15 protein-coding genes are annotated in these 13720 nt (G+C 64.5%); 3 read left to right on the top strand and 12 right to left on the bottom strand.

Going from position 1 to position 13720, the window contains the following annotated elements; genetic code table 11:
- Positions 1-9: 9 nt before the first annotated feature.
- Together B6V72_RS04395 and B6V72_RS04390 are read right to left on the bottom strand one after the other, a co-directional pair.
- On the bottom strand, positions 10-486 hold the full coding sequence (locus B6V72_RS04395) for a cytochrome c-type biogenesis protein (RefSeq protein ID WP_088734829.1): 477 nt from the start codon (positions 484-486) through the stop codon (positions 10-12).
- A 3-nt stretch (positions 487-489) separates the two neighbouring features.
- The gene (locus B6V72_RS04390; protein ID WP_088719560.1) at positions 490-2457 is read right to left on the bottom strand and encodes a heme lyase CcmF/NrfE family subunit; all 1968 of its coding nucleotides are present in this window, start codon (positions 2455-2457) and stop codon (positions 490-492) included.
- Positions 2458-2624: 167 nt separating this feature from the next.
- Between B6V72_RS04390 and B6V72_RS04385 the strand changes: the two genes are divergently transcribed.
- The 3 genes from B6V72_RS04385 to B6V72_RS04375 are packed head-to-tail and all read left to right on the top strand — an operon-like array spanning position 2625 to position 4187.
- Complete coding sequence (locus B6V72_RS04385) at positions 2625-3032, top strand: META domain-containing protein (protein ID WP_075774002.1); 408 nt, start codon at positions 2625-2627, stop codon at positions 3030-3032.
- A 40-nt stretch (positions 3033-3072) separates the two neighbouring features.
- On the top strand, positions 3073-3801 hold the full coding sequence (locus tag B6V72_RS04380; protein WP_088725459.1) for a rhomboid family intramembrane serine protease: 729 nt from the start codon (positions 3073-3075) through the stop codon (positions 3799-3801).
- Positions 3801-4187 (top strand): GFA family protein, encoded by a 387-nt coding sequence (locus tag B6V72_RS04375; RefSeq protein WP_088734827.1) that lies wholly within the window; start codon positions 3801-3803, stop codon positions 4185-4187. The genes B6V72_RS04380 and B6V72_RS04375 overlap by 1 nt, the downstream gene beginning before the upstream one ends.
- On the opposite strand, the gene B6V72_RS04370 is transcribed toward B6V72_RS04375, so the two are convergent.
- From B6V72_RS04370 to pyk, 10 genes are all read right to left on the bottom strand, one after another.
- Complete coding sequence (locus B6V72_RS04370) at positions 4163-5785, bottom strand: GMC family oxidoreductase N-terminal domain-containing protein (RefSeq protein WP_088734825.1); 1623 nt, start codon at positions 5783-5785, stop codon at positions 4163-4165. The two genes, B6V72_RS04375 and B6V72_RS04370, sit on opposite strands and share 25 nt — an antisense overlap.
- A 347-nt stretch (positions 5786-6132) precedes the next feature.
- Positions 6133-8541, bottom strand: coding sequence for a phenylalanine--tRNA ligase subunit beta (gene pheT, locus B6V72_RS04365; RefSeq protein WP_088734823.1), 2409 nt, complete (start codon positions 8539-8541; stop codon positions 6133-6135).
- 10 nt (positions 8542-8551) lie between these two features.
- Positions 8552-8845 carry a YrhK family protein gene (locus B6V72_RS04360; protein WP_075773997.1) on the bottom strand — a complete coding sequence of 98 codons (294 nt, stop codon included), beginning with the start codon at positions 8843-8845 and terminating at the stop codon, positions 8552-8554.
- Positions 8805-9236 (bottom strand): ASCH domain-containing protein, encoded by a 432-nt coding sequence (locus B6V72_RS04355; RefSeq protein WP_088734822.1) that lies wholly within the window; start codon positions 9234-9236, stop codon positions 8805-8807. Before B6V72_RS04355 ends, B6V72_RS04360 begins: the two co-directional genes overlap by 41 nt.
- Positions 9237-9285: 49 nt before the next feature.
- Positions 9286-9756, bottom strand: coding sequence for a hypothetical protein (locus B6V72_RS18935; protein WP_146696166.1), 471 nt, complete (start codon positions 9754-9756; stop codon positions 9286-9288).
- A complete protein-coding gene (pheS, locus tag B6V72_RS04350) occupies positions 9753-10826 on the bottom strand; it encodes a phenylalanine--tRNA ligase subunit alpha (RefSeq protein ID WP_088734820.1) in 1074 nt (357 codons plus the stop codon). The genes B6V72_RS18935 and pheS overlap by 4 nt, the downstream gene beginning before the upstream one ends.
- A 404-nt stretch (positions 10827-11230) precedes the next feature.
- Entirely contained in the window at positions 11231-11596 is a 366-nt protein-coding gene (gene rplT, locus B6V72_RS04345) for a 50S ribosomal protein L20 (protein WP_075773984.1), read from the bottom strand.
- Positions 11597-11614: 18 nt separating this feature from the next.
- Positions 11615-11815, bottom strand: a complete 201-nt coding sequence (gene rpmI, locus B6V72_RS04340; protein ID WP_075773983.1) for a 50S ribosomal protein L35 — start codon at positions 11813-11815, stop codon at positions 11615-11617.
- A 143-nt stretch (positions 11816-11958) separates the two neighbouring features.
- Positions 11959-12201 carry a hypothetical protein gene (locus B6V72_RS04335; protein ID WP_233242991.1) on the bottom strand — a complete coding sequence of 81 codons (243 nt, stop codon included), beginning with the start codon at positions 12199-12201 and terminating at the stop codon, positions 11959-11961.
- Positions 12202-12237: 36 nt separating this feature from the next.
- Positions 12238-13683 (bottom strand): pyruvate kinase, encoded by a 1446-nt coding sequence (gene pyk, locus B6V72_RS04330; RefSeq protein ID WP_075773982.1) that lies wholly within the window; start codon positions 13681-13683, stop codon positions 12238-12240.
- Positions 13684-13720: the final 37 nt, after the last annotated feature.

The following is a 13720-nucleotide window of genomic DNA, read 5'->3' as shown; positions in this document are numbered from 1 at the left end:
CCTGCTCCCCTACTCGCCCATCAGTTCCTCAAGGCGCTTGCGCTCTTCGTCGGAGAGATCGGGCTGGGCCGGCCCCTCGGACGCCACGCGGCGCGAGCGGACATAGAAGAACCCGCCAATCAGCGCCACGATCAACGCCGCCGGACCGAGATACCACAGCAGCAGGTTCGCCCCGCGCTTTTCGGGCTCGAACAGCACATACTCGCCATAGCGAGCGGTGATGTAATCGATCACCTGGCTATTCGTGTCGCCCGCCTTGAGCCGCTCGCGCACCAGCAGCCGCAGATCGCGCGATACCTCGGCGTTGGAATCGTCGATATTCTCGCCCTGACAGACCGGGCAGCGCAGCACCTTGGAGATTTCGCGTGCCCGCGCCTCAAGCGCCGGGTCCTTCATGATCTCGTCAGGCTGCACCGCCAGTGCAGGCCCGAGCGAGATCAGCGCCGAGAGAACCAGCGTCACGACAAGAAGGGTTTTCCTGAGCATCGTTCACTCCGCCGGAGAAGCGTGCGCCGAGGTCGCACGCGATTTGCGCGCCCCCGCCGCAACACGGTAACGACGGTCCGACAGGCTCAGAAGCCCGCCCAACGCCATGATGATCGCGCCCGCCCATATCCAGTCCGCGAAGGGCTTGATATAGGTGCGCACCGCGTAGCCGCCCTGATCCTGCGGATCGCCGATCACGAGGTAGATGTCGCGCAGCGGCGTGGTGTGTATCGCGGCCTCGGTCGTGGGCATCCGCTGCACCGGGTAGATGCGCTTCTCGGGATGCATCGTCGCGATCTTCTTGCCGTCCTTCTCGACCAGCATCGTCGCCATCTGCGAGGTATAGTTCGGCCCCTTCTCCTTATGCACTTCGGTCAGCGTGATCTGGTAGCCGCCGACGGTGAAAGGCTCGTCAATCTTGGCGACACGGATATCCTCGAGCTGGCCGGCGGTCAGCAGGCCGATGCCGATGAAGGTGATGCCAAGGCCGGAATGGGCCGTGGCCTTGCCCCAGTCGGCGCGCGGCAGGCGTTTGAGGCGCCCGAAATTGCGGGCCGAACGCTGCCACAACTCGGTCATGGCGCCGAAGACCAGCCAACTGCCGAGGAACACCGCGACGAGGGCAAGAAGCGAATTGCCGCTCTCGACGGCCCAGGCAAGCCCGCCCAGGGCCAGCGCCAGCACGAAGGCCGGGACCAGGGGTTTCACCACGCGGCCGAGACGCGCGCGTTTCCACGGCATCATCGCGCCGATCGGCAGGATCAGGGCGAGGATCACCATGAAGGGGGTGAAGGCCTGATCGAAGAACGGCGCGCCGACCGAAAGTTTGCGCCCGAAGAACATCTCCGCGACCAGCGGCCAGACCGTGCCAACGAAGACGACGAGGGCTGCGACGGCCAGCAGGATGTTGTTGATCACCAGCGCGGTTTCCCGAGACAGCATCGAGAACACGCCCTTTGCCTGCATCGAACTCGCACGGAACGCATAGAGCGTCAGCGCCCCGCCCACGAAGAGGGCGAGAATGCCGAGGATGAAGATGCCGCGTTGCGGGTCGGAGGCGAAGCTATGCACCGAGGTGATCACGCCCGAACGCACGATGAAGGTGCCGATCAGCGAGAAGCCGAAAGCCATGATCGCCAGAAGGATCGTCCACGATTTCAGCGCTTCGCGCTTCTCGACCACGATGGCCGAGTGCAGCAGCGCGGCGGCCAGAAGCCACGGCATGAACGAGGCGTTCTCCACCGGATCCCAGAACCAGAAGCCGCCCCAGCCAAGCTCGTAATAAGCCCACCAAGAGCCCAGCGCGATGCCGATGGTCAGGAATATCCACGCCGCCAGCGTCCACGGCCGCACCCAGCGCGCCCAGGTCGCGTCCACCCGGCCTTCGATCAGCGCCGCCACCGCGAAGGAGAACGACATCGAGAGGCCGACATAGCCGAGATAGAGGAACGGCGGATGGAAGGCCAAACCCGGATCTTGCAGCAGCGGGTTCATCCCTTCGCCGTTGAAAGGCGGCTCCGCGAGACGCAGGAACGGGTTGGAGGTGAAGATGATGAAGCCGAGGAACGCGACGCCAATCCACGCCTGAACGCTCAGCACACGCGCCCGCAGCCGCGGTGGCAGAGCGCCACCGAACACGGCCGCCGCCGCCCCGAAGAGCGACAGGATCAACACCCAGAGGAGCATCGAGCCCTCGTGGTTCCCCCAAACGCCGGTGATCTTGTAGAGCATCGGCTTGTCGGTATGGGAATTCGCCCAGACCAGCTTCAGCGAGAAGTCCGACACGACAAACGCATGGGTCAGCGCCGCAAAGCTCACCGCGATGAGCAAAAACTGCGCTGTCGCTGCGGGCTCGCCCACCGCCATCCAGCCGCGCCAGCCTTTCTGTGCGCCGACGATTGGCACGATGGCCTGCACGATGGCCACCGCAAAGGCGAGAATTAGGGCAAAATGCCCGAGTTCGTTGATCATGGGACTCCTCCTGTCGCGGGGCGAGAGCATAGAGATATACGGCCTTCGGGCCAAGGAGGATGCGCGCCGATGTCGCAACTTTCCCACGCGGGATCACGGGGCCGTGAATGGCGCACCCCATCCCCAAGGTCTAAGCAAGGCGCGTGAGAGCAAGAGGGAAACTAAATATGCGTGCGATCGTGATCGGGCCGCTGCTGGCCTTGGGGCTGGTGACGGGATGCCAGTCGGAGCCGGGCGACCCTCTTGAGGCGATCGCACCGAACGCGATCTGGGAAGTGGTGTCGATTGACGGCAAACCGATCCCCAATGGCGTGGAGGTCACCCTCACCCACCCCGAAAAGGGTTTGGTGGCAGGCAAGGCCGGCTGCAATCACTACAACGGCCGGATCTCGGAGAAGGACGGCCGAGTGCGAGTCGGTGAACTGGCGGGCACGCGGATGATGTGCCCCGAGCCCGCAATGGGTGTCGAGAAGGCCTTCCACTCGGCCATGGCCCGCGTCGATACGGTGAAACTGTCGCAGGACCGGCTGGAGCTGATCGCGCAGGGCGAGACGGTGATCGAAGCCACGCAATAAGCGCGTTGACCGAGGGCCCTGCGCGTGGCCCTCTCGGGCGATGTTCCCGATCCGCGATCACAATCCTTCGTACAATACCCCGTGGGTCACATGGGCCCTGATCGCGATCAATATCGTGGTTTATGTCATGACCGCGCCATGGGGCGGCGATCTGCGGGAACTCTGGCTCGACAACGCGCTCTGGCCTGCCGCCGTGACCCATGGCGTCGCGTGGCACGGGCTCATTACACATATGTTCCTGCATGCCGGCATCCTGCATCTGGCGGGCAACATGCTGTTTCTCTGGGTCTTCGGCGACAACCTCGAAGATCGGATGGGTCGCGTCGCCTTCCTGCTGTTCTACTTCGCCTGCGGGTTGGCCGCCGCCTTCGCACAGATCGCAGCGAACCCCGACGCGACCGTGCCGATGGTGGGCGCCTCGGGCGCGATCGCAGGCGTGATGGGAGGCTATCTGCTGCTCTATCCGAAAGCGCGGATCGACGTGCTGTTCTACTTCCTCGTCTTCTTCAAGATCTGGGCCACGCCCGCTTGGCTGGTTCTGGGTCTCTGGTTCACGCTGCAACTGTTCAACGAGCTGACCTCGAGCGCCTCGGGCGGGGTGGCTCACATGGCCCATATCGGCGGCTTCGTGGCGGGCGTGCTTCTGACCCTGCCGCTATGGCTCCGGCTCGGCGGGCCGCTCTTCTGGCGGCTCACCCATGGCCACCCGCCCTTCCCCGAGGCGCGCGAGAGCCAGACCAATATTCCCACAGTCACACGGAGACGCTGATGTTGCCCGAAATCCAGTCGCCCCACCGCCTGATCTGCCATTGCGGCGCGGTGGAGATGGAAGTGACGCTTTCCGACGGGCTCAACACCAAGCGGCGCTGCGATTGCTCTTTCTGCCGTCGGCGCGGGGCGGTGGCGGTTTCGGCCCCGCTCTCGGGCATCCGCATCTTAACGGGCGAGGACAACCTGACGCTCTATCAATTCGACACGATGACCGCGAAGCATTACTTCTGCAAAACCTGCGGCATCTACACCCATCACCAGCGCCGCTCGAACCCGAACCAATACGGCGTGAATGCCGCCTGTCTGGAAGGGGTGAACCCGCGCGATCTGGGCCCGGTGCCGTGGAACGACGGCGTCAATCACCCGACCGATCGCGCCGACTGATCCCCTCGGATGAACGCGGCCGCGCGCTCGGCGATCATGATCGTCGGCGCGTTGGTATTGCCCGAAATGAGATGCGGCATCACCGAGGCATCGACAACGCGCAGCCCGTCGATCCCACGCACCCGCAGCTCAGGATCGACCACCGACATGTCGCCCTGCCCCATCGCGCATGTGCCGACCGGGTGGTAGATCGTATCTGCCCGCGCCCGGATATCGGCCATCAGCCCTTCATCCGTTCCGTCATGCGGATAGAACCTGCGCCCCCGCCACGGACGAAGCGGCTCCGCCTCGGCGATCTGGTCCAATAGCCGTGCGCCCTTCAGCAGTAGCTCTGCGTCGCGCGGATCGGAGAGATATTCGGGGTCGATCAAGGGCGCCGCGCGCGGATCGCTCGAGGCCAGCCGCAGCGTGCCGCGCGACTGAGGCCGCAGCGGGCAGATATGAGCCGACCAGCCATCGGCCAGATGCGGCTTGCGCATGTGCTGATCGACGATACCGACGACGAAATGGATCTGCAGATCGGGACGGGTGAGCCTCGGGTCGCTTCGCAGGAAGGCCCCGCCCTCGGCCATGGGTGAGGCGAACAGCCCCTCGCCATGCTCGCGCCACGCACCCGCCGCTCGCGCCAGCCGCAGCAGTCCGCGCGGGTTGAGGCCTACGACATCGCGCCGGGGCGACGTGTAGCTGATTACGTAATCCAGATGATCCTGAAGGTTTGTCCCCACACCCGGCAGATCGAGACGCGGCACGATCCCGACCTCACGCAGATGATCCTCAGGCCCGATCCCGGACAGCATCAGCAGCTGCGGCGAGCCGAACGCCCCTGCCGAGACGATCACCTCGCGCGCCGCGTCGATCTTCATCCGCTTGCGGCCTTGCCGGACGATTGCCCCCGTCGCACGGCCCTCCGCAATCTCGATCTTCTCAGCGCGCGCACGTGTCAGCACGGTCAGGTTCGGCCGATCCATCACCGGATGCAGATAGGCCGCCGCCGCCGAACAGCGTTCGCCCTTGCGCGGACCGTCCCAGAACTGCGTGACCTGATAAAGCCCCGCCCCCTCCTGTCGCGGCCCGTTGAAATCCTCGTTCGGCGGGCATTGCACCGCGCCGCACGCCTCGATGAAAGCGCGGCTGATCGCCCGAGGCCGCCGCTGATCGCCGACCTGCAATGGCCCTGCCGTACCATGCCAGTCCGACGCCCCGCGCGCATTCCGCTCGGAGGCGAGGAACCATGGCTTCACGGTTTCCCAGTCCCAGCCCTCGGCGCCCGCCTCGGCCCAACCGTCGTAATCCTCGGGCTGGCCGCGCGCATAGAGCATCGCGTTGATCGCCGACGACCCACCAAGCCCCCGGCCCCGCGGCTGGAACCCGCGCCGCCCGTTGAGCCCCGGTTGCGGAGTGGTGCGCAGCGCCCAGTTGTGGATCGGCGGTCGCCCCGCCACCATCGCAGCGACCAACGCAGGCGCGCGCACGAAGATATCGCGCGCCTCGCGCCCTGCCTCGACGAGACAGACGGTCACCGCGGCGTCCTCCGACAGCCGCGCCGCCAGCACTGCGCCTGCCGAGCCGCCGCCCAGAATGAGATAATCGAACCGCAAGGGCTCCTCCTTCCCTCGTTCGCGAAAAGCCTAACGGGTTTCGGAAGATAGGAAAGGATTACGCTGGGTCGGACGGGTCAGGGACGCGCCCGAGCCTCGGGTGAGAACGGCTAGAGTTGAATGCCCGGATCAGCCGCGAAGCGGCCCTGGCAGCGCCCGACCGCCCCCTCGGGCGGGCGCTTTTTTAACGGCAGCGCGCGGGTCGAGGTCGCCCGGACGTGGCGAGGATAAAGCGCCAACCTCAGAGGGCGACGCCCACCCGGCGGTCGGGCCCCGCCCTCCGCTGCACGCAAAAGAAAACGCCCGGTCTCTCCGACCGGGCGCTCCAAACTTTCTCGAGGACAACCTTAGCTGCGCAGCGTGCCGCCGGTGGCCTTGCTCACCTTCTCGACGATCTTCTTGCTCACCGCGTCGATCTCGGCATCGGTCAGCGTCTTGTCGGCGGGCTGCATCCGCACCGTCAGCGCGATCGACTTCTTGCCCGCGCCCATCTGTTCCTCGGCCTTGGCGCCGGCGAACTGGTCGAAGACATTCACGCTCTCGATCAGCTTCTTGTCGGCGCCCATCGCCGCGTTCACCGCCGTCAGCGCCTCGACATCCGCATCCACGACGAAGGCGAAATCGCGCTCGACCGCTTGCAGGTCGGAAATCTGCAGCGCGGGCCGCGTCGCGCCCTTTTTCTTCGGGAAGGGGATGTTTTCCAGACGGATCGTGAAGGCGACCGCCGGGCCTTTCACGCCCAGTTCGCGCAGCACCTTGGGATGCACCTCGCCAAAGGTCGCCAGCAGGTTCGGCCCGAGCGCCACATTGCCCGCGCGGCCCGGGTGCCACCACGCATCGAGCTTGCGGTTGATCTGCGCGCGCGCCGGCGCGCCGACCGCGGCCAGCACGGCCTCGGCATCGGCCTTCGCATCATAGAGGTCCACCGGACGGCGCGAGCCGAAGGGATCGCGCGGCGCGGAGTGACCGACCAGAAGCCCCGTCGCCTGCAGAACCTGCTCGCCCGGCTCGCCGCCGTTGAACGCAGGGCCGACCTCGAACAAGGCCAGATCGGCAATGCCGCGCGCCTGATTGCGGGCAGCCGCCTGCAGCAGACCCGGCAGCAGGTCGGGACGCATATGCGTCATCTCCGAGCTGATCGGGTTCTCCAGCTTGGTCGCATCCGCGCCACCGCCGAACAGCTTGGCGGACGCCTCGTCGATGAAGCTGTAGGTCACGCACTCATTGTAACCCAAAGCCGCCGTGGTGCGTCGCGCCATCCGCTCGCGCTGCTGCATCGGGGTGAGGATCGCGCCGGGCACGCCGGTCGTCTCGCGGCCCATCGGCTTGCCTTCGAGCTTGGTCAACGAAGCGATCCGCGCCACTTCCTCGACCAGATCGGCCGAGCCCAGCACGTCCGGGCGCCAAGTCGGCGGCGTCGCCATGTCGCCGTCGAGCGTGAAGCCCAGAGCTTCCAGCGTTTCGCGCTGCGTGGCCTCGGGAATATCCATGCCGACGAGCGAGATCACCCGCGCCGGATCCAGCTTGTAAGCGCGGCTGACATCCGGCACCGCGCCGTCCATCACCAGCTCCGACACTTCGCCACCGCACAGATCGACGACCATCTTCGCCGCCAGATCGAGCCCCGGCAGCGTGAAGGCCGGATCGACGCCGCGCTCGAACCGATACCGCGCATCCGAGTTGATCTTCAGCGCACGGCCCGTGGCGGCGATGGTGATCGGGTCCCAATAGGCGCTCTCGAGGAACACATCGACCGTGTCCTCATCCGCGCCGGACTCCTCGCCCCCCATGATCCCGGCAAGGCTCTCGACGCCCTTGTCGTCGCAGATCACCATGTCGCCTGCGCGCACGGTGTAGGTTTTCTCGTCGAGCGCGAGGAATTCCTCGCCGCCGGAGGCCTGCTTGATGACCAGATTGCCCGTCACCTTCTTCATGTCGAAGACGTGGAGCGGCCGGTTCAGGTCATAGGTGAAGTAGTTGGTGATATCGACCAGCGTCGAGATCGGACGCAAACCGATCGCGCGCAGCCGCTTTTGCAGCCAGTCGGGCGACGGCCCGTTCTTCACACCGCGGATCACGCGACCAGCAAACAGTGGGCAGCCCTTGTCCTTCAGCGCCGGGTCGATCGTCACCGAGATCGGCGCATCGAACGCAGCCTCGACCTTCGGCACGTCGAGCGGCTTGAGCTTGCCCAGCCCCCGCGCCGCCAGATCGCGCGCGATACCGCGCACGCCAAGCGCATCGGGGCGGTTCGGCGTGATCGCGATCTCGATCACCGGATCGACCGCCTCGGGACGGTTCTGAGCCAGCCAGTCGGTGAACTTCTGCCCGACCTCGCCCGACGGCAATTCGATGATACCGCTATGCTCGTCCGACAGTTCCAACTCGCGTTCGGAGGCCATCATGCCGTGGCTTTCCACACCGCGGATATTGCCCACCGACAGCGTCACGTCGATGCCGGGCACGTAATCGCCAGGCTTGGCCAGCACGACCGTGATCCCGGCCCGCGCATTCGGCGCACCACAGACGATCTGCTTCACCCCCTCGTTGGTCTCGACCATGCAGACCCGGAGACGATCGGCGTCGGGGTGCTGCTCGGCGGATTGCACCTTGGCCAGCGTGAAGGTCTCGAGCTTCGCCGCCGGATCGACGACCTCCTCGACTTCGAGACCCAGATCGGTGAGCGCCTCGGCGATCTGATCGACGGTGGCCTCGGTCTCGAGATGATCCTTGAGCCAGGACAGGGTGAATTTCATCGGACTTCCCTCAGGATTTTCTGCGCAGAGCGAGGTCCTTGTAATCCCCCATCTCAAGGAGTTTCAACTCCCGCCAGAGCCGGATCGAGGGTTTTGCCGCGAAAAGGATGGACCCGATCAGGAACAACCACGTCCCCGGGACCATCAGGCTGTCGTAGAAGAAGAAGATCGACCCCACGACGAAACAGAAGGCCGCGCCGAAATCCACGACCGTATAGGCGATCTCGGTGATGGCGACGAAACGACGCTGCTCGGGGGTCTGTTCATGCTTCGGGGTGTCGAAGAGGCGTTTGTTTTGTGACATTGGAGGCTCCTTGATAGTCCTCTATCAAGCGAAACCGCTCGCAGACCAGTTCCATCTCGGGGTTAAAACCTCCGTTACGCTCGAAATAGGCCTGATGATCGCGCCGCCAGCCCTTGAGCGTCTCGTTCTCCCCCTCGGCCAGCGCGAAGTCTTCATCGACATCGCAAAACCGCCGGATCGTGACCTCGACGGTTTCGATCATCACCGCCGGTTTGCCATCCCAGTCGAGCGCGATATCGCGCCGCCCGACCACCGGCATATCCTCGCCCCCTTCGGTGAAATAGGTGAGCGCACCGCAGGTGGCGGTCTTCTTGCCTTCGCGGATCAGGGCGAGGAGCTGGTCGCAGAGTTCGCGGCTGTCGCCGAAGGTGAAGGTGATGGGGTCGGGCATGGGGGCTTCCTTTTGGGGTTGGGGGAAGCGGGGTGAAGCGGAAATCAGTTCATTCTGATCTGGTTTCTTTACTTGACGACGAGACCGGTGAACTATTTGAGCTAGAAGAAGGCCCTAGATATTTGAGCGCCCAGGCTGAGAAAACCGCAATCGCCACTGCAACGATGATCGTGGGAATATTCGCAATCACATTGGACAAAGCTCGCTTGCACCAAGCTTCGTTCAAACGAAGCAGTCGCTCGGTGCCCAATCCAGAGAGTGTCACGATGTAATCGCCCCCGTCTGGACAGAATTCATCAGGCCATTCCGGCTGCCAATTATGAAAAGTCTCGAAAAGCAAGCCAAGTCGAACCGCTGCGCGGAGCGCAGAAGCGTCACTTTCGGCGAGGTCCACCCATTTCGTGTCCGGGTCTTCACCTGGGAAGAGGTTTTCGAAACACACCGACCGTGACTTCAGACGTTCTTCTGGCGCAAGCTGAACTTTCCGCAGCAAATCATTCAACTTGCGTTCAGTAATCACCGACTCAACCCACCTGCCACCGTCGGCAGATCCAGCGCGCTGAACCCGTAATGCTTCAGCCAGCGCAGGTCGCTCTCGAAGAACGCCCGCAGATCCGGGATGCCGTATTTCAGCATCGCGAGGCGGTCGATCCCGATGCCGAAGGCGAAGCCCTGCCACTCGTTCGGGTCGATCCCGGCGGATTCGAGCACTTTCGGATGCACCATCCCCGAGCCCAGGATCTCCATCCAGTCGTTGCCCTCGCCGATCTTTAGGCTGCCGCCCTCCCACGAGCAGCGGATATCGACCTCGGCCGAGGGCTCCGTGAAGGGGAAATGCGAGGCGCGGAAACGCAGCTCGACGCCGTCCACCTCGAAGAAGGCCTTGCAGAATTCTTCCAGCACCCATTTCAGGTTCGCCATCGAGATGTCCTTGCCGATCGCCAGACCTTCGACCTGATGGAACATCGGCGTGTGGGTCTGGTCCATGTCCATACGGTAGACACGGCCCGGCGCGATCACCCGGATCGGCGCGCCCTGCTCCAGCATCGCGCGAATCTGCACCGGCGAGGTATGGGTGCGCAGCACATGCGGCGGGCGGTCGTCACCCTCGTCGCGATGCATGAAGAACGTGTCATGCTCCTGCCGCGCGGGGTGTTCGGGCGCGATGTTGAGCGCGTCGAAATTGTGCCAGTCGTCTTCGATCTGCGGACCTTCGGCGACCGCAAAGCCCATATCGGCGAAGATCGCGGTGACCTCGTCCATCACCTGAGAGACCGGGTGAATGGTGCCCTGCCGCCGCGGACGGCCCGGCAGCGTCACATCCAGCCATTCCTCGCGCAGCCGCGCATCGAGCGCCGCATCCGCCAGCGCCGCCTTCTTCGCGCGCAGCGCCGCGTCGATCTCGTCCTTCAACACGTTGAGCGCCTTGCCCGTGGTCTGGCGCTCCTCCGGGGTCATCTTGCCCAGCTCACGCATCTTCAGGCTGATCTCGCCCTTCTTGCCCAAGGCGGCCAGACGGATCTCTTCCAGCGCGGCCTCGTCGGTCACATCGGCCACGGCGTTCAGGTATTTATCGCGAAGCTCTTGCATATCATTCCCCGGGAATTTGCCTCGGTGACGGGTTAGCCGCGCCGGCGCGCCTTTGCAACCTCGCGCTTGCAGGCAAAGGGCGGATGGGGGCGCTGCCCCCTCTGGCTTCGCCATTCACCCCCGGGATATTTCCATCAAGAGGAAGGTTAGCGGTTCATTAACTGGAATCGCGTTCACTCGGAGATGCGGTACAGGCGGGGACGCCGATGACCGCTCAAGGGGAAGCGCCCGGCCTGCCGCCCGATGATGGGTCCGAGCCGGGCGTTTTTCTTCCTCTTGATCCAAATATCCGGGGGGGCTCCGAAGGAGCGGGGGGCAGAGCCCCTCCCCGACCGGTCATCCACTCGAAACGAAAAAGGCCGCCCCAAACGGAGCGGCCCTTCCCGAATTCTATCGTCAGCCGATTACGCGGCGGCGGCGGCTTTCGCCTGCTCGACGATCGCGCCGAAAGCTTCCGGCTCGTGCACGGCGAGATCGGCGAGAACCTTGCGGTCCACTTCGATCCCGGCCTTGCTCAGGCCGAAGATGAACTTCGAGTAGCTCAGATCGGCATCGACGGCGCGCACGGCGGCGTTGATACGCTGGATCCAAAGCGCGCGGAAATTGCGCTTACGGGCTTTACGGTCGCGGGTCGCGTATTGGTTCGCCTTGTCGACCGCCTGGGTCGCAGTGCGGAAGTTGCGCGAGCGCGAGGAATAGTAACCTTTCGCCTTCTTGAGCACTTTCTTGTGCGCGGCGTGGGTGACCTTACCGGATTTGACGCGTGCCATTGTTCAAGTCTCCCGAATTCAGCGGTTGTAGGGCATGTATTTCTTGACGATCTTCGTATCCGGCTCGCTGAGCACCATGGTGCCCGAGGTTTCGCGGATGAATTTCGTCGAGCGTTTGATCATGCCGTGACGCTTGCCGGCCGGACCGACCTTGACCTTGCCGGTCGCGGTGAACTTGAACCGCTTCTTGGCAGCGGATTTCGTCTTCATCTTGGGCATTTACAGCTCCTTTGCAGGGTGTGGAAGCGCGACTCGGCATGCCACATAGGCCGGCCGCGCGGGTTCAGAGAGGGCCTGTTAGACGCCGCAGGGCGGTTTGGCAAGGGAAAAATCCGGATCGGTCGAAGGCACCGGGGACCGTATTAGCGATTGACCACGCGGGCCAATGTACGCGCCACCGCTTCGGGCACCATCCTGAGCGTGTAGCCACCCGGACGGGCGTAGAAGGCGATCACGATCAGCGCGCCCGCCACCACGATTCCGACGGTGGCCGCCCGCGGGGGGCGGCCATCGGAGAAGGCGGAGATCGCGGCCGGGATCGCGAAGATCGCGATCGCCAGCCCGATCGTCAGCAGGAGATCGGTATCGATCGAAGAAAGATCCATCGCCTGTGCCCTTGTCACCACCCCTTTCGGGAAAGGTTACTCAGGGTCGGTGCGGTAAATCAATCGCTCATCACAGGGCGCGACGCGCAGGATGTTCGTGGTGCCCTGCACGTTGAAGGGCACACCGGCGGTGACCACGATCTGCTGGGTCTCGTCGGCGAAGCCGAAATCGCGCGCGGCACGGGCCGCGTTGACCACGGCCTGCTTGAACCGCTCCAGCTCGCCACACGGCACGGCATGCACGCCCCAAGTCAGCGAGACCCGGCGCAGCGTCGCCTCGATCGGCGACAGCGCGATGATCGGCACACGCGGACGCTCCCGCGCGATCAGCCCGACGGTCTGGCCCGATTGGGTGTAGGCGCAGATCGCGGCGATATCCGTGGTTTCCGCGATCTCGCGGGCGGCGGCCACGATCCCGTCCGCGACGGTCTGGCGGGCCGCATGGCGCGACGCCTCGATCACCTCGCGATAGGTCGGGTCCTTCTCGACCGAGATCGCGACGTTGTTCATCGTCTCGACCGCTTCGACCGGGTAGTTGCCTGCAGCGGATTCCGCGCTGAGCATCACCGCATCCGCGCCCTCGTAGATCGCGGTCGCGACGTCAGAGACCTCCGCGCGGGTCGGCATCGGGCTCTCGATCATCGATTCAAGCATCTGCGTCGCCACGATCACCGGCTTCGCCCAGGTGCGACACTTGCGGATCAGCTGCTTCTGGATCGGCGGAACGGCCTGCACCGGAAGTTCCACGCCCAGATCGCCGCGCGCCACCATGATCCCGTCCGAGACCTTGAGGATATCGTCGAAGCAGCGGACCGCCGAAGGCTTCTCGATCTTCGACAGGATCGCCGCACGGCCCTTGGCCAGTTCGCGCGCTTCTTGCACGTCCTCGGGACGCTGCACGAAGCTCAGCGCGAGCCAGTCGACACCCATCTCGCAAGCGAATTCCAGATCCTTGCGATCCTTCTCCGAGAGCGCGGCCAGCGGCAGCACCACGTCGGGGACGTTCACGCCCTTGCGGTCCGAAATCGTGCCGCCCACGGTGACGGTGCAATTGGCGAAATCATCGCCGCATTCGTCGACCACGAGGCGGATCTTGCCGTCATTCACCAGCAGTTCCGAGCCCGGCTCGAGCGCCTGAAAAATCTCGGGGTGCGGGAGGCAGACACGGTGCGTCGCGCCAGGCGTCTCGTCGAGATCGAAGCGGAACTTGTCGCCGTCCTCTAGCTCGGCGCCATGCGCGGCGAAAGTGCCGACGCGCAGTTTCGGGCCCTGCAGATCCGCGAGGATCGCGATCGGGCGGCCAAACTCTGCTTCGAGTTGGCGGATGATGGCGTGGCGGGCGCGATGTTCCTCGTGGCTGCCGTGGCTCATGTTCAGGCGGAACACGTCCGCGCCTGCAACGAACAGAGCTTTGATGCTGTCATAATCCGACGAAGAAGGGCCCAGCGTAGCCACGATCTTCACGTTGCGAAGGCGTCTCATGCGTCCTCGTTTTCCGTTCAAATTGATGTCATTTCGT

Origin of the sequence: Thioclava sp. F34-6, assembly GCF_002213235.1 — a bacterium.
GTDB classification, from domain to species: Bacteria; Pseudomonadota; Alphaproteobacteria; order Rhodobacterales; family Rhodobacteraceae; genus Thioclava; species Thioclava nitratireducens.
This window is presented reverse-complemented; position numbering and strand designations above follow the sequence as displayed.